17 protein-coding genes and 1 pseudogene are annotated in these 16,135 nt (G+C 35.5%); 16 read left to right on the top strand and 2 right to left on the bottom strand.

Annotation, left to right across the window (positions count from 1 at the left end; genetic code table 11):
- The first annotated feature begins 84 nt into the window (after window positions 1-84).
- The 6 genes from OPR21_RS04280 to OPR21_RS04255 all read left to right on the top strand — a co-directional run bounded on the left by OPR21_RS04280 (window position 85) and on the right by OPR21_RS04255 (window position 5,260).
- A complete protein-coding gene (locus OPR21_RS04280; RefSeq protein ID WP_265030269.1) occupies window positions 85-354 on the top strand; it encodes a phage tail assembly protein in 270 nt (89 codons plus the stop codon).
- 109 nt (window positions 355-463) lie between these two features.
- On the top strand, window positions 464-2,755 hold the full coding sequence (locus OPR21_RS04275) for a phage tail tape measure protein (RefSeq protein WP_265030268.1): 2,292 nt from the start codon (window positions 464-466) through the stop codon (window positions 2,753-2,755).
- Window positions 2,755-3,102, top strand: coding sequence for a phage tail protein (locus tag OPR21_RS04270; RefSeq protein ID WP_265030267.1), 348 nt, complete (start codon window positions 2,755-2,757; stop codon window positions 3,100-3,102). The genes OPR21_RS04275 and OPR21_RS04270 overlap by 1 nt, the downstream gene beginning before the upstream one ends.
- A gap of 26 nt (window positions 3,103-3,128) precedes the next feature.
- Window positions 3,129-3,308: a tail protein X gene (locus OPR21_RS04265; protein WP_265030266.1), complete on the top strand. Its 180-nt coding sequence runs from the start codon at window positions 3,129-3,131 to the stop codon at window positions 3,306-3,308.
- Complete coding sequence (locus OPR21_RS04260; protein WP_265030265.1) at window positions 3,305-3,703, top strand: hypothetical protein; 399 nt, start codon at window positions 3,305-3,307, stop codon at window positions 3,701-3,703. The genes OPR21_RS04265 and OPR21_RS04260 overlap by 4 nt, the downstream gene beginning before the upstream one ends.
- Before the next feature lie 210 nt (window positions 3,704-3,913).
- The gene (locus tag OPR21_RS04255) at window positions 3,914-5,260 is read left to right on the top strand and encodes an IS110 family RNA-guided transposase (RefSeq protein WP_174515809.1); all 1,347 of its coding nucleotides are present in this window, start codon (window positions 3,914-3,916) and stop codon (window positions 5,258-5,260) included.
- On the opposite strand, the gene OPR21_RS04250 is transcribed toward OPR21_RS04255, so the two are convergent.
- Complete coding sequence (locus OPR21_RS04250) at window positions 5,226-5,966, bottom strand: hypothetical protein (protein ID WP_265030264.1); 741 nt, start codon at window positions 5,964-5,966, stop codon at window positions 5,226-5,228. The genes OPR21_RS04255 and OPR21_RS04250 overlap by 35 nt on opposite strands.
- Window positions 5,932-7,164 (bottom strand): hypothetical protein, encoded by a 1,233-nt coding sequence (locus tag OPR21_RS04245; RefSeq protein WP_265030263.1) that lies wholly within the window; start codon window positions 7,162-7,164, stop codon window positions 5,932-5,934. Before OPR21_RS04245 ends, OPR21_RS04250 begins: the two co-directional genes overlap by 35 nt.
- Before the next feature lie 217 nt (window positions 7,165-7,381).
- On the opposite strand from OPR21_RS04245, the gene OPR21_RS04240 reads away from it, so the two are divergent.
- From OPR21_RS04240 to OPR21_RS04195, 10 genes and pseudogenes are all read left to right on the top strand, one after another.
- The gene (locus tag OPR21_RS04240) at window positions 7,382-7,849 is read left to right on the top strand and encodes a crossover junction endodeoxyribonuclease RuvC (RefSeq protein WP_265030262.1); all 468 of its coding nucleotides are present in this window, start codon (window positions 7,382-7,384) and stop codon (window positions 7,847-7,849) included.
- Window positions 7,850-7,957: 108 nt separating this feature from the next.
- Window positions 7,958-9,163 (top strand): DNA modification methylase, encoded by a 1,206-nt coding sequence (locus OPR21_RS04235; protein ID WP_265030261.1) that lies wholly within the window; start codon window positions 7,958-7,960, stop codon window positions 9,161-9,163.
- 28 nt (window positions 9,164-9,191) lie between these two features.
- Window positions 9,192-9,677 (top strand): hypothetical protein, encoded by a 486-nt coding sequence (locus OPR21_RS04230; RefSeq protein WP_265030260.1) that lies wholly within the window; start codon window positions 9,192-9,194, stop codon window positions 9,675-9,677.
- Between the two features lie 19 nt (window positions 9,678-9,696).
- On the top strand, window positions 9,697-11,175 hold the full coding sequence (locus OPR21_RS04225) for an ankyrin repeat domain-containing protein (RefSeq protein WP_265030259.1): 1,479 nt from the start codon (window positions 9,697-9,699) through the stop codon (window positions 11,173-11,175).
- Entirely contained in the window at window positions 11,172-13,001 is a 1,830-nt protein-coding gene (locus OPR21_RS04220; RefSeq protein ID WP_265030258.1) for a phage terminase large subunit family protein, read from the top strand. The genes OPR21_RS04225 and OPR21_RS04220 overlap by 4 nt, the downstream gene beginning before the upstream one ends.
- Window position 13,002: 1 nt before the next feature.
- Window positions 13,003-13,236, top strand: coding sequence for a gpW family protein (locus tag OPR21_RS04215; protein WP_265030302.1), 234 nt, complete (start codon window positions 13,003-13,005; stop codon window positions 13,234-13,236).
- A gap of 39 nt (window positions 13,237-13,275) precedes the next feature.
- Window positions 13,276-13,563, top strand: coding sequence for a hypothetical protein (locus OPR21_RS04210; RefSeq protein ID WP_265022891.1), 288 nt, complete (start codon window positions 13,276-13,278; stop codon window positions 13,561-13,563).
- 93 nt (window positions 13,564-13,656) lie between these two features.
- On the top strand, window positions 13,657-13,854 hold the full coding sequence (locus OPR21_RS04205) for a type II toxin-antitoxin system RelE family toxin (protein WP_237350101.1): 198 nt from the start codon (window positions 13,657-13,659) through the stop codon (window positions 13,852-13,854).
- Window positions 13,855-13,974: 120 nt separating this feature from the next.
- Window positions 13,975-14,883, top strand: a pseudogene (locus tag OPR21_RS04200) (phage portal protein); the annotation flags it as partial.
- Window positions 14,884-15,110: 227 nt separating this feature from the next.
- Entirely contained in the window at window positions 15,111-16,058 is a 948-nt protein-coding gene (locus OPR21_RS04195; protein ID WP_265029711.1) for an IS110 family RNA-guided transposase, read from the top strand.
- The last annotated feature ends 77 nt before the right edge of the window (window positions 16,059-16,135 follow it).

Genomic DNA, 16,135 nt, shown 5'->3' with positions numbered 1-16,135 from the left:
GTGGAGCCGTGTGCGGGAAAGCTGCAAGCACGGTTCTGGTGGGGGAGTCATAGCGATAAAACTTAATCAGGAGGATTTAAAACTATGACTTCTACCAAACAAACTATAACACTAAACAACCCAATAACAGTTGATGGTATTTCTGTCTCAGAACTTACCGTTAGACGTCCAAAAGTTAGAGATTATCTAGCTATTGAGAGACTTAATGGTAGTGATCTAAGTAAGGAAGTAACTTTGACTGCCAATTTGACATCAGTTGCAAAAGAAGCGATTGAAGAGTTAGATATTGCTGATTATGTGAAAGTGCAAGAGGTATTAAAGGATTTTTTTTCACCAGTTATTCAAAGGACTTGAGGTCAGAAGTATTAATGTTCAGCTCTGTTGTAGGGGGCGGGGTTGAGCAAATACTTGAAATGGAAATTAATGAATTTATCCTATGGAATGAAGCAGCGAGGAAGGTACAATGTCAACGTTATCTATAAAAATTGGAGCAGTCCTAGATGGCAGTTTCAGTACTGTAATAAAAGGAAGTAGCAGTCAACTTACTCATCTTGGTGAGAATATAAGAAAGCTTGACTCATCTTTAAAATCAGTATCAAAGTTTAAGCAGTTAGGTCATGATGTTTTGACTAGCAAGAGGTCATGGAAAGGCTTTGAAGATCAAGTAAAATCTTTAGCTAAACAAATGAAAGCGATAGAGAAACCAAGCAAAACTTTAAAAGCAGAATTTGACAAGGCCAAAACCTCCGCAACAAAAGCAAAAGAAGCATATTTGAAAAAGAGAGATGCTTTGCATTCATTTAATGAAGAAGTAAGAAAAAGTGGAAGAAATATTAAGTCATTAGTAAGTAATCAATATAAACTTGGCTCATCTGTTGAAGCGCTAAAAGGTAAGTATGGTAAGCTTGGGTCTGCAATACGTAATCACCAAAGTTTTTTAGCAAGCAAAGCACATTTTAAGTCACAAATTATAGAGACTATTGGACTAGGTCTTTCGCTTGCAGCTCCGATCAAGGTTGCGATTGATTTTGAAAGTGCTATGGCTGATGTAAAAAAAGTAGTAAAATTTGTGCAAAATGATACTAAAGATGAAGCATCAAAGTTTGCTAAAGAATTAAAGAAATTATCTCGTGAAATACCCTTGTCAGCTGCAGAATTAGCACAAATAGCTGCAAGTGGTGGTCAACTTGGTATTGACAAAGATGATCTTATGAAGTTTACAACAGTAGTTGCTAAAATGACCACAGCGTTTGACATGTCTTCAGAAGAAGCTGGTAATGCTATTGCGAAAATATCCAATGTCTATGGAATTAAAGTTGATGGTATGGAAAATGTAGGTAACATAATAAACCATCTTTCAGATAATACTGCTGCCAAAGCTAAGGAAATGGTTCTTACACTGAATAGAATTGGTGGTAATGCTAAACAGTTTGGTTTAGAAATTGATCAAGCAAGTAGCTTAGCAAGTGCGTTCATAAGCTTAGGTAAACAACCTGAAAAAGCAGCAACTGCTATAAATAACTTTCTTAGTAAACTACAGACTGCAAGAGAGCAAAGTCCTGAATTTCATGATGCATTAGATGAGATGGGAACAAGTATAGAAGAGCTTGAACAAACCATTAAAAAAAATCCTCAAGAGGCAATATTGCAATTTCTTGAAACTTTAAAAGAAATAGATGATCAAGAGCGTGCCGGTATTCTTATGAATCTATTTGGTGCTGGGTTTCAAGATGACATTGCTCTTTTAGTAGGAAGCTTAGACATTTACAAGAAAGCTATTGAACATTTAGCTGATAAAGAAAAATATAACGCTTCAATGCAGGACGAATTTAACAATCGGGCAAATACTACAGCTAATAAATTACAATTACTTAAAAATGCAGTATTTGAAGCTGGAATGAATCTAGGGTCAGTAATGTTACCTACTTTAAATTATGTAGCTGGAAGTTTGAAAACAATAACAGAGCGTATAGCTTCTTTTGCAGAAAAACATCCAACTTTAACTACGGCAATCATGAGTACTTTAGCAGCTTTGATAAGTTTAAAAATTGCAGCAGTAGGACTAGGATACGGATTTACATTGCTAGGAAGTACGATTTTTGGTCTGAAAGCAAACCTACTTGGAGTATTTTCATTTTTATCAGCTACAGTTTTTCCTGCAGTAATAACAGGACTAAGAGCAATAACGTTTGCTGTAATGAGTAACCCGATTGGACTTTTAGTAGCAAGTCTTGTCACTGGTGCAGCTCTTGTTATCACTAACTGGCAAAAAGTGAAAGACTTTTTCTCTAGCTTTTGGAAATCACTCATTAAACCTATAGGAGAAGCTCTTTCATGGATGGGAAATACAGTAAGTAGTATATTTGCTGAGAATAGTCCGATTAGAAAATTTGAAAATAATGGAAATGTTGTTAATGAGCTTTCTAAAAATAGCATTTTCAGTAACGGAACCTCATTGACAAATAATAGTGCTATTAAACAATTTTCAGAAAATAGCAAAAGCAATTTTGAGAATTTTAAAATTAAAAGTGTTATAGAAGAAAAAAGAGCTATAGAACAAGAAGAAGTTGAGAAAGCATTCAAGAAAAGTAGATATGAAAATAGGGAATCGAAAGTATATAACCAAGCATTCTATCAAACGTTTAATATCAACATTAAGTCTGAAGATGTGCGCAGTGTTGCTGATGCAGTAATAGAAAGGTTTAGAGAACAAGCACGTGGAGCACTTTTTGATATAGTTGAAGAGTTGCATTAATGTTGCTTGGGAAATGTAAGCTTGAACTAACAAGCCTAAGATACATTAAAGAAGAAAGGTGGTATACAATTGAATGTATTGAAAAAACGTCGCTACAAAACATTGGCTCAGGAATTGAATGTATTGATTTGACAGGAGTAATTTATCCACGTTATCAGAGTAATGGCTTAGAACAGCTAAAAAATATACGTGATACTAAAGAACCACACGTTCTGGTTGATAATTCAGGAAATGTACTTGGGAATTTTGTCATTACTAATGTAGAAGAAAAACAGATATTATTTTTTCCTGATGGAAAACCAAGAAAAGTTGAGTTTATTTTGAAGTTAAAAAGTTACAGCAAGTGATTTATTATTACACTAAAGAAAACGAAATGTTGGATTACATTTGCTGGAAACATTATGGATACAGTAGTGGAGCAGTGGAGGAAGTATTGCTTGAAAATCCAGGACTTGCAGAATACGCAAGCTTTTTGCCCGCTGGATTAAAGATTAAGCTTCCTAAAATTCAGAAAATATCGAAAGAATCTGTCATAAATATTTTAGATGAATGACGCCAGACTTTGATATAGTAGCAAAAAATAACCCAGTAACAGAGGTTTTAAAAAAGGGTTTAATATTACTACGTGTTACTGATGGATCCGGTACTACAAGTGACGAAGCCGAGATATATATTAGTTATAGCTCTAGCGCTTTAGAACTTAAGGGTAATTTACAAATTTTTCTCGGATACAAAGAAACAGGTTTACTACCTATGGGAGTATATAAGGCAAATCAAATTACAATACAAAGTCCACCACAAACTTTAAGAATAAAATGTGATGCTGCAAGTTTAAGAGGATCATTAAAGGAAAGAAAATCAAAGGAATGGAAGGACATTACCTTAGGAGCGTCGAACAAGAAAAAAATCTTGTTAAACCGGAAAGAAACTATTTCTTCACTTCCATAGCAATTTTTATATATAATTTATCAAGAAGTACTTCTGCAGTTATAACCGACTGATCAATGGTGCTTAAGTGCCCGTTTAGGAGCGTGGTTTTGGAGGAACGGTTAAACCACTGATGGAGTCTATTATGACTACCTCGATTAGAAGATTGTATAATCTAACCGTCCCAAGCTTAAGTGCTTCTCCATTATAAGTTATAGTAGGATAATTACCATGATAAAGGCAAAAAGTAAACTAGAAATAGTGAATCCTGATACAGCAGGAATTGATATCGGCTCAGCTGTACATTATGTATGTGTACCTGAAGGAAGAGATGAACAACGTGTCAAAAAATTTGGATGCTTTACAGTTGATCTTCATAACTTAGCAGGGTGGTTAAAGAAATGTAAAGTTAGAACAGTAGCTATGGAATCAACAGGAGTATATTGGATTCCTTTGTTTCAAATACTTGAGTCATATGGATTTGAGGTAAAATTGGTAAATGCACGATATATTAAGAACGTGCCTGGTAGAAAATCCGACGTTCAAGACTGTCAATGGTTACAACAATTACACAGCTATGGATTACTCCATGGGTCGTTTAGACCTGATGATCAAATGTGTGTGTTGCGTAATTACGTTAGGCAACGTAGCAACCTGATTGAAAGTGCATCCACACATATTCTACGTATGCAAAAAGCGTTAATTCAAATGAACGTTCAATTACACAAAGTCATAAGTGATATTACTGGAGTGACCGGTATGCAAATTATCAAAGCAATAATTGAAGGTGAAAGGAATCCTGAAAAATTATCAGAATTGAGAGATGTACGGATAAGAAATGATAGATCTACCATGGCAAAAGCGCTAAAAGGCGACTACAGAAAGGAACTCTTATTTGTGTTAAAGCAAGAATTTGAATTGTATAATATTTATCAGGAAAAAATAGCAGAATGCGACAAAAGCATCGAACAATATTACAAAACATTTGAAACAAAATCTGACGAGAATAAGCGATGCAGCAAAATAAAGAATAGGTTTTCAAAAAACAGACCAGACTTTCCTTTACACGAAGAACTGTATAGAGTAACCGGTATTGATTTTACTAAAGTTCCTGGGCTTGATGTGCTAACTATACAAACAATTATCTCAGAAGTTGGTTTGAACCACGATAAATGGCCATCAGAGAAGCACTTTACTTCTTGGTTGGGGCTAAGTCCTGCTAATAAAGTTACAGGGGAAAAAGTATTTGGGACGAGAACTCGCAAAGTTATTGCTCGTGCTGCAAATGCTTTTAGGATGGCTGCCCAGTGTGTGTCAAGAAGCAACAGTGGGATTGGTGCATATTGCAGAAGGTTAAAAAAACGACTAGGAGCACCGAAAGCGATTACCGCTACGGCTAGGAAATTGGCGTGCATTTTTTATAGTATGCTAAAGTATGGACAGGAATATGTAGAGAAGGGCATTGATTACTATGAAAAGTTATATAAGGAAAAAATAGTGAAGACTCTAAGCAAAAAAGCTAGTGAATTTGGTTATGTCTTGATTAAAAAAGAGCTACTAGCAGAAAGAGTTTCTTAGAAGGTTCAATTAGATTAAGTGCAGTATGTAAGATTTGCATTGAAGTATTTGGTATGAACTCTAGTACTCCTCTTTGTGCTGCTTCTTGGAATACTTCAATTAAAGTCTTATGCTGAAAGAAAAGGTCAACCATTTTTACTATGGGCAAATCAAGAGGTATGTTTGATGGATTTTTTCTCAGTATTATTAATACAGTTGGATTAGCTTTAAGCTTATCTATCGTTAAGAATGTTGGATTGGTGCAAAAATCAAGAACAATGAGATTTACAAATTGACCTTGGTCACCAACATGATAAACTCCTCTTTCCACCTTTTGCCACATGAAATGCGTATTACTTAGCTGACCTTCAAACCAATGCATGATTTTCTCTGGGTTTAAATATACAGATAAGCGATGAAATCTTTGCTTCTTGTAGGTATTAGGTAAAATATCACGGTTGCAATTTTCACAAATTATGTTATCGCATGCTTCGTTAAAGTCCTCATCAATGAAAATCTCATTGTTACAGTATGGATCAACTATATTTGGCCAATCTAATTTATCTTGTCTACGAGAGCAGATAATGTAAGACCTCTCTTGCATCTGAATTAATTTAAGATCTGACAAATACCTTGCTGCTTTGATGTAATTTTGATTTGGGTTAACCCAAGAGCTGCCAGAATTAAGAAGATCAGAGATTTGCTCTTGGCAAGATTGTAAGACCATAAAATTGTTTTATGTATGCTTTAAAATCCTCTCTTTCCCTTTTATTCAGAGGATGTTCAGAGTAGTAAATTGCTATATACTTATCACTTCGCTTGAAAAATAAGCCTATCTTTTTGCCTTGAAATATTACTTTAATCGACTCTATCAATGGCACTATGTCTCCTACAAATGGCTTTAAAACATGCAATTCCGGTGCAATAGGATCATATGGAGCAACAGTCAAAGTGATATTAGTATAGCTGTAATTGAAACGATTTGACTGAAACTTTAACTCAAAAACACGAATATTTGAATCAGATTCATTAATACAAGTTTCTATAAATTTATGCACCTGTTCCGCGAAGTTTTTATCCTGCACATCTACAAAAATACATTTGCAGCCAAAGTAACAACTTGCAATGCTATTTGCTATTTCTATAGCTTGATCGATATTTCTAGCACCAAGATCTACCTGAGTGCCATTTAGTAGAAAATCCAAAATCATCCACTCTGCCTTATGGCCATGAATGACTTTGTTTGAATTTAACAACAAATCTATATCGCTAGCTTTGCGTATTAACACATATAAACGATTCTGATGATAGAAGAAACCTTGTAGTTGATTCTCGAAACTGTCATTTCTCTTAATGTTATCTTCTTTCAGTATTTGTTGTATGATTTCCTCTGAGATAAAGTCCTTAAATGGAGTACTTGGTCGTCTTGGTATTTTTTGTAAGGCAAAAGACATGAAACTCTTTCTTTGTATTTTTTCAAAGTGATAGACAGACTTTAAAAGATTGTAATCTGCATGAAACAGTAGAAACAGCAAAGACTTCTTATCATATTTATTATTATTTTTTACAAGGTAGGATTTCATGAGTTCTGTAGTTAATGCAGATCTTGCAATTTCACTGACAGTAACTTCTAGTTTTGCACGGTCAAAACAGGTAATCAAGTAGTAAGTAACGAGAGAATCGGAATAATTAGCAATCACTTTACGTTTGTATTGTACAGATGTATTATCGTAACTTTCATCATCAAAGAGTTGAGCATTTAATTTATCTTTAAAGGAGTTTTGAAAAATAATATTTAATTGCTTACCAGAAAGTGAATCTATCCAAGACTGACGTATTTTTGTATTGTGAAAACGATCAAGCAAATGGTTAACATGGACTTCTAAATCATCTTCCCAAAATTTACGATTTGGATAAATGTTCATAAGAAACTAACCACACCATAATAACATAATAGACTACTTAAATAGTTAAGATAGAAATCTGAAAGTCTTGACCAGTAATTATGCAATGGCTGTTTACTGATTTTTAACCAAGTTTTTTCTAAAAAGTTTGCTTAAGAAGAAGATTTTTTGGACAAAAATTTTTCAAATCCTGAATATATATTATATAGCACTCTAGCGAAACAAATTCTGAATATAAATGTCAATCCTAACACTGGACCTCGGCAAACAAACAGGCTGGGCAATTCTTACAGATGGAGTAATTGAAAGTGGAAGCAAAAGTTTTCATGGTAGCCGTTTCAGTGGAGGTGGAATGTGTTTTTTAAGTTTTCACAATTGGCTTAATTCTTTGAAACATGAGTTCACTGCAGTGTATTTTGAGGAAGTAAGAAGACATCTAGGAACTGATGCAGCGCATTGCTACGGTGGTTTTCTTGCCGTTCTATCTGCTTGGTGTGAAGAGAACAATATTCCCTACCAAGGTGTTAATGTTAAAACTATAAAACGCTTTATAGCAGGCAAAGGTAATGCAAGTAAGAGTGAAGTTATTGAAGCGATACGTGAAAAAGGTTTTTCACCTAGAGATGATAATCAAGCAGATGCTTTGGCATTAATGTTCTACGTTATGAATCTTAGTAAAGATTTTAACATATTAAAAATACCGTAAAAGTGGGTCCTTTCGGCCATACTGGCGGGTTTGGTGGTGCTGACCCCAGGCCTTCTTTAGCGTCAGAGATATTTTGAATATTAACTTTTTAATTAGTATAGCAATTATATGAATTTAGCAATCCACTACTATCCTACTCGAAACCTAGTTGAATATGATCGTAATCCTCGTAAAAATGATGACGTAGTAAATAGAATGTGTGCTTCTATTCGGGAATTTGGCTTTCGTATACCAATAGTTGCAAAAAGCGATGGAACTGTGGTTGATGGTCATTTAAGACTTAAAGCAGCAAGAAAACTTGGTATGGAGAGTATTCCAGTGGTCTTAAGTGATAATTTAAATGAACCACAAACTAAAGCTTTTCGGTTACTGGCGAATCAGTCAGCTAATTGGGCAAAGTGGGATGATGATCTTTTAAAGGTAGAAATTCAAGAGTTAGAAGATTTACAGTTTGATCTTAAAATGACTGGATTTGAATTAGAAAAAGTTCAACGATTTCTCGATGATTTTAATGGTGAAAAAGAAGATTTTTCTGACTTAGCTATTGATGACAAAAAAGTAACAAAACCAGGTGATCTTTGGATTTTAGGTGATCATAGAATCTATTGTGGTGATAGCTCTGTAGTTGAATCATATAAAGCGCTGTTAGATGATAAAATGGCAGACATTACTGTTTGTGATCCTCCATATAATGTTGATTATGGTGGTAGCCAAGATAAAAAAATATTAAACGATAATCAAGGTGAAAAGTACGAACTTTTTCTCTACGATATCTGTTCCCATATTTTAGCATATACGAAAGGTGCAATTTACATTTGCATATCATCATCAGAGTTTTCAACGTTGCAAAAAGCATTTGAGGAGGCAGGAGGAAAATGGTCAACATTTATCATTTGGGCAAAGAATCACTTTACGCTAGGCAGATCAGATTATCAAAGACAATACGAAGCAATGCTCTATGGATGGAAAAGCGGCAATAAACGTGAGTGGCATGGAGGAAGAAATCAAAGTGATCTGTGGTTTTATGATAAGCCAATACATAACTCACTGCACCCAACAATGAAGCCAGTAGAGCTAATGGAGAGAGCAATAGTTAATAGCAGTAGACCTGGGGATACTGTACTTGATCCATTTAGTGGTTCTGGCAGCACATTGATTGCATGTGAGAGAACAGGAAGAATCTGCAGAACAATAGAGCTAGATTCAAAATTTGTAGATGTAACCATAAAACGTTGGCAAATATATACCGGAAGAGATGCCCTTTTAGCCAGTACTGGTAAAACTTTTGCAGAAATTCAAGAAGAAAATTCGTAAAAAGGAGCAAAAAAAGTGGAGGAAAAGAGTGGAAAAAATCACGCAGACGGAATGGGCAAGAGAGATAGGAGTATCAAAGCAATATGTCTGTTATTTAGTAAAGAAAGGAATAGTTGAGTTGGAGAATGGTTTGATCAATAGAGAACAAGCAAATGAAGCGGTGGCAGCAATAAGAGATCCAAGTCAGCCACTGAGGAGGAAAAATCCAGAAAACGAAAATACAAGTAACCTTTCCACAATGTTGCTAAAAACGCGAATAAAAAATGAAATGGAACGAGGTAAACTACTTGAGGCAAAGGCAAAAGCTGAGATTGGTGAACTTGTAGCAGTAGAGGAAGTAAAGCGCGATGCATTTAATGTAGCAAGAGTTGTCCGTAATAATCTGCTTAATATTCCAAATAGAGTTTCAGCACTACTTGCATCACTGAGTGACACTGAAAAGATTCATATGGCGCTAACTGAGGAGATTACAAACTCATTACAAGAATTATCTAATACTAAATTTCAAATATAAAAAAGATTTTGAATATAAAATGGCTGATAACTTAAGTTTAGAGTTAATAAAATGCCTCATTAATCAACCTGGATTAGATGTTAATGTCAGAGGGTTAAACGGAAAAACTCCACTGCATTGCGCTATAGAGTTTGATGAATTAAGCATGGTGGATTTGTTACTCACGAAGAAGAATATTAATCCTTTTGTGGAAGATAATGAAGGTAAAACATCTCTTGATTACGCCAAAGAAGGGAAAAAAGCAGAAATATTACAAGCGCTAATTAATAACAAGTACGGGTCAGAACAAGATAGCTTACTTCATTTAGCTGCAATGATAGGTGAAGTTAATGCAGTTAGATATTTGATAGGAAAAGGTATTGACGTTAATGTACGAAATGCTTTGCACCATACTCCATTACATCTAGCAGCAGGCATAGGACATGCAGAAGTTGTAAAGATTTTGATAAGAGAAGGAAAAGCTGAAATAGATGTCTTTGATGCACGAAATCAGACACCAATGCACTATGCAGTTAATAATAAAAAGTTGGAGATAGTAAAGTTACTGCTGAAGCTTGGAGCAGATGTGAATAGTGCACGAATGGGACAAAACTCAATGAAATTGTCACCTGTGCATATAGCTGTAAGTAATGCTAATTACGATGAAAGAGACTTATGTCTTGATATCCTCAAATCCTTAATAAAGGAGCCTAATGCTCAAGTCAATTTGCAAGACTACGAAAATAAAACACCACTACATTATGCTGAAAGACTGAAAACAATAGAAGTTTTACTAACGCGAGAAGATATAGACCCTCTGGTAAAAGACGATAGCGGTAAAACACCATTTGATTACGCTAAACCTGAGATAAAGAAGGCTTTGATGAGTAATAAATACGGTTCTGAAAAGAATAGTCTACTCCATTTAGCTGCACAAAGAGGAGAAATTGAGATTGTAGATGCAATTTTAAAAGAAGAAATCAATATTGATATTGTAAATAATAAAGGTCTATCACCGATTTACCTTGCTGCGGAAAAAGGGCATTTACATGTAGTAAAGTTATTGCTGAAAAAAGGAGCAAATTATACACATGTTCTGCACTTAGCAATCAAGTCAAATAATTTAGAATTGCTAAAAACTTTATTTAAAGAAAAGAGCATCAAATTACCAGACGAGATAGGCAAGTCTGTACCAGTTTATTATAGGTGTATAGAACATAGAGATGCAAAAGTAAGAAAATACAACAATGTGATCTGTGTTTTTACCTCAGTAAGTGCAGTAGCAATAGCGGTATGTATAGGTTTAACAGCAACAACAATAAGCAGTGCAATCATTTTTGCAACAATAACAGGGGTATTTGCGCTTGTTATAGCACTAATGATAAGTGAGATGAGCAAAAGATATATAGAAAACGAATTTCAGAAAAAGATGTTTATGGAATTGGAGGAGTGTGGAGGAATAAACTCTACTGTTAACAATATTGAGATAGAACCAATTATGAGTAGATGCAGACAATGATATACGCCACATCTTTTTCTGAAGGTTTAAAACCAGATCCAGAGCTTAAAGTATCAGAGTGGGCGAATGAGTATCGAGTTTTAGCGCCAACTGCAGCATCAGAGCCAGGTAAATGGAGAACAGAAAGAACTCCTTATTTAAAAGAAATAATGGATTCACTTTCTCCGTCCTCACCAGCAGAAAAAGTAGTATTCATGAAAGGAGCGCAGATTGGAGGAACAGAAGCAGGAAATAATTGGATTGGCTATATCATAGATCAAACACCAGGGCCAATGCTAGTAGTACAGCCAACAGTTGAAATGGGAAAACGTTGGTCGAAGGGAAGATTTGCACCGTTAATAGAGAGTACACCATGTTTAAAAAGTAAAGTAAAAGACCCAAGGTCAAGAGATTCAGGGAATACTGTACAAAGTAAGGAGTTTCCAGGTGGAATAGTAGTAATAACTGGAGCGAATAGTAGTGTAGGACTGAGATCTATGCCAGCAAAATATCTCTTTCTTGATGAAATAGATGCCTACCCAGGAGATTCAGGAGGAGAAGGAGATCCAGTACTGCTCAGTATTGCTCGAACTAATACATTTGCAAGGCGAAAGATTTTTTTAGTATCGACACCAACGGTTCATGGAATAAGCAGAATTGAGAAAGAATTTGAAGCAACAGATAAGAGATATTTTTTTGTTCCCTGTCCGTATTGTAATTACTATCAAGTTCTAAAATGGTCACAAATAAAATGGGAAGATAAAAATCCAAGTACAGCACACTATATATGTATAGAATGTGGTGAAAAGATAGAAAATCATCAAAAGACAGAGATGCTTGAACGTGGAGAATGGAGAGCTACAAATCCAATGAAAGGTGAGAAAAAAGGATTTCATCTTTCAAGTCTTTATAGTCCAGTTGGGTGGTATAGTTGGCAACAAGCAGTAGAAGATTTTCTCCATGCAAAAGAAAGTGAACAATTACTGAAGGTTTGGATAAATACTACACTTGGAGAAACCTGGGTAGATAAAGGAGAAGTACCAGACTGGAAGCAATTATTTAACAGGAGAGAATTTTTTCAGATTGGCACAGTACCAAGGAGAGAAGTGGTACTTACTGCAGGAGTAGATGTCCAAAAAGATCGTCTAGAGGTGGAAGTTGTAGCATGGGGAAAAAGTCGTGAAAGTTGGTCAATAGACTACCGAGTATTTGAAGGAGATACTGGAGGAGGAGAAGTATGGGGAAAGCTTTCGGAGCTCCTCAATCATCATTTTATCGGTGAAAATGGTCTTGAATACATGATAAGCATGATGGCAGTAGATGCTGGATATGCAACGCAAGAAGTATATAACTGGGTAAGAGGTCATCAAGGATCTGGAAGAGTAATGGCAGTCAAAGGTGTAAATAAAGCCCTAGTGCCACTTAGCAGCCCAAGTAGAGTAGATGTAACAGTTGGTGGTCAAAAGCTAAAGAGAGGAATAAAGCTCTGGCCAGTAGGAGTATCAATATTAAAGTCAGAGCTTTTTCAATTACTTAATATTTTCAAAGAAGAAGAAGGAAAAGCTCTACCTGGATATTGTCATTTTCCTGAGTATGCACCTGAATATTTTAAGCAGCTAACAGCAGAGCAATTAGTCAGCAAGGTAGTAAAAGGATACACCAAACAGGAGTGGCAAAAGGTAAGAGAAAGAAATGAAGTGCTAGACTGCCGAATTTACGCAAGAGCAGCATCTATTGCGCTTGGAATCGATCGTTGGCCAGAGAGTAAATGGAATAGTTTAAGTGAAAAGCCAGAAAGCAAAAAACCTAAAAAAGTGAGACAAAGCAAATGGTTGAATGAGAAGTAAGATGTACAGCGAAGAGTATTTAATTCAAGTCGAAGAAGCGATAAAGAAACTACAAAACGGAGAACGAGTGGTATCAATTGCATATGGTGACCATGTTGTGAGATATGCTGAAGTTCAGATAAAGGATCTACTGAGCTTAAGACAACGTATTAAAGCTGAGCTGAAAGTTGCAGGTGTGAGACCGAAGAGAAGAATTGTGATTGCGACAAGTAAGGGGATTGACAAAATTGTGTAAAAATGTTATAGTTTAAAATTGGTATTTTCTAGTTAAAATATGGATCAAAATCAAGAAAGGCTTAATGTTAATGTAAATTTTGAGGGGGAGTTTGCTCACTACCTTATAGAAATGGCAAAAGTTCAAAATAGAACTATAGAAGAAGTTGTAAAGGACCTAGTGGAAGAAGAAATTGAAGCAAGTAAATTATCTGAAGAAGATGATGAAATAGATGAAGTAGATATAAAGTTGGCTAAGCTTTCTCTTGAGCGTGATGCTAGAGGTGATGAAGAAATTAGAAGTGAGGATGTAGATTGGAGTAGAATATTATCTGCAAAAACAGTCTAAAGGTGGAGATACAAGCTGGGATACGATATTATCTATTCAAAAAGAGTTCTTGAGGAGGACTTTCTTGCATTACCACCAACGATAAGATCTAGAGTGAGAAGAGCTGTAGATAGTCGTCTTGCAACCAACCCTAAAGCAATAGGTAAAGCATTATCGCATGAATTCAAAGGGTATTTTAGGATACGAGTAAGTGATTATCGTGTAATTTATAGGATAAACTACTCAAAACACACAGTAACTATTACTGCAATGGGACATCGGAAGGACATTTATGAACGCAGCCCAGAATAAGCGTTGGTATTTGTGCAAGAGCCTCATGCATAAGTGTTAACAGCCAGACTCTCCAGCAGCTTGCTGTAATTTTTTAATGTCAAATTGCGCAACAAACTGCTGCATGATCAAAGAGGCAAAATGTTATTAAAATCGTTCAAACAACTATTTAGTAAGCCAAAAATCAAAAGTTCTGCATGGGATGCAGCAGGTTCAGGAAGAAGATTTTTTCACTTTCAACCAGAGTCAGGAAGTATAAACAATTTGCTGTCTCAAAACCTTGAAACTTTACGTAGTAGATCACGTGATATGGTGAGAAAAAATCCATATGCAGCCAATATCATTGATACAATAGTAAGTAACTCTATTGGAACAGGAATAAAACCGCAATCAAAAGCAAGAGATGGAGAATTTCGAAAGAAGGTGCAAGAATTATGGCTAAAATGGACAGATGAAGCAGACAGTAACGGAGTAAGTGATTTTTATGGATTACAAGCTCTGGTATGCAGAAGTATGATAGAGGGAGGAGAATGTTTTGTACGTTTAAGAACGAGAAAGCTGGAAGATAGATTTTCTGTACCATTACAACTGCAAGTACTTGAGTCTGAACATTTAGATAATAAAACAAATCAAACTTTAGGAAATGGTAATGTAATAAGAAACGGGATTGAGTTTAACAGGCTTGGGCAAAGAGAAGCATATTACTTATTTAGAGAACATCCAGGAGAAGGCTCATTTGGCGAATCAGTGAGAGTACCAGCAAACGATGTTTTACATATCTATAAACCACTGAGACCTGGGCAAATTAGAGGAGAGCCATGGCTTTCGAGTATACTGCTAAAGCTCTATGAACTTGATCAATATGATGATGCAGAATTAGTGAGAAAAAAGACAGCAGCGATGTTTGCAGGGTTTATTACAAGGCTCGATCCTGAAGCAAATATTTTAGGAGAAGGTGAAAGTAATGAGCAAGGAGTAGCACTATCTGGCCTGGAACCTGGAACAATGCAGCTTTTAGACCCAGGAGAGGACATAAAATTTTCAGAGCCATTGTAAGTTAAAAATGTGATATAAAAGAGATAAGAGGGAAAGATAACCCTACTCACTATAGGAATAGGGCTATCACGGGCATGTGCGACCGAAGAGCCATTGGTATTACAACCGTTCAGATCAAGGTACACTAGCCCCATCTCTCGATACGTTTGAATAGTTGCATGGGACATATGTATGCACCCGTTTACAATCTTAAATTAATTAAACTATCGAGGTTATTTATTATGATTACATCTTATCAAAATTTCATTGGAATTGATATCGGAAAATTTAAAAATGTTGCCGCAACTCACAACCAAAAGAGCACTATCAAGTTTGACAATGATGCTACTGGTTGGCAACAGTTGTTTCAAAAATTTTCAGATATCCTACCTAATTCTCTAGTAACTTTGGAAAACACTGGAAAATATGAGCTTGGCTTAGCACATTTTCTTGTTGATAAGAATGTTGCTGTACATCGAGCTAATACTCGCAAAGTAAAAAGCTTTGTCATATCTCATGGAACTTTAGCAAAGTCTGATCAATCAGATGCAAGAGCTCTTGCTCAATATGGATGTGAACGCTATAGTACTCTATCTCTATTTGTGCCTATGTCAAAAGAACAAACAGCCTTAGTTGCACTTTGTCAACGACGTGATGACATTACACAAATGAGAGTTCAAGAGAAATGTAGACTGAAAGCACCTGAAAACGAGCATATAAAAGAAAGTTGCCAAAAAACCATTGACTTTTTTAACGGTCAGATAAATGAGATCAATAATGCAATACAAAAAATCATTGATGAAAATCTAGAGTTACAAAAGCGCCAAAAAATACTTAGAACAGTACCGGGAATAGGTATCAAGTTATCTCAAGATTTTGTATGCCTGATGCCAGAACTTGGCTACTTAAACAAAAAAGAAGTTGCAAGTCTTGCTGGAGTTGCCCCGCATCCAAAAGAAAGCGGTAAAACTATTGGTTACCGAAGGATAACAGGTGGTAGAAGCAATGTTCGTGCAAAGCTTTTTACTGCTGCTATGGCTGCTGCAAAGTCTAAATCTGTACTTGGTGCTTTTTATTCTGATCTCATTGGTAGAGGTAAAAAAAAGATGGTAGCTATAACAGCTCTAATGCGTAAAATTATAGTGATTGCTAATGCAAGACTTAAAGAAGCAGTCAACGTAAATTTTTAAAATCTGCATAGAAAATAGGTTGATGAATATGTGCGCCCACACAAATTTAAAGCACATATTCATCAACCATACGGTCT

This window comes from Wolbachia endosymbiont (group A) of Philonthus cognatus, assembly GCF_947251755.1.
In the GTDB taxonomy this organism is placed as follows: domain Bacteria; phylum Pseudomonadota; class Alphaproteobacteria; order Rickettsiales; family Anaplasmataceae; genus Wolbachia; species Wolbachia pipientis.
The sequence above is the reverse complement of the archived record's forward strand: the minus strand, read 5'-3'. Positions and strand labels throughout refer to the sequence as shown.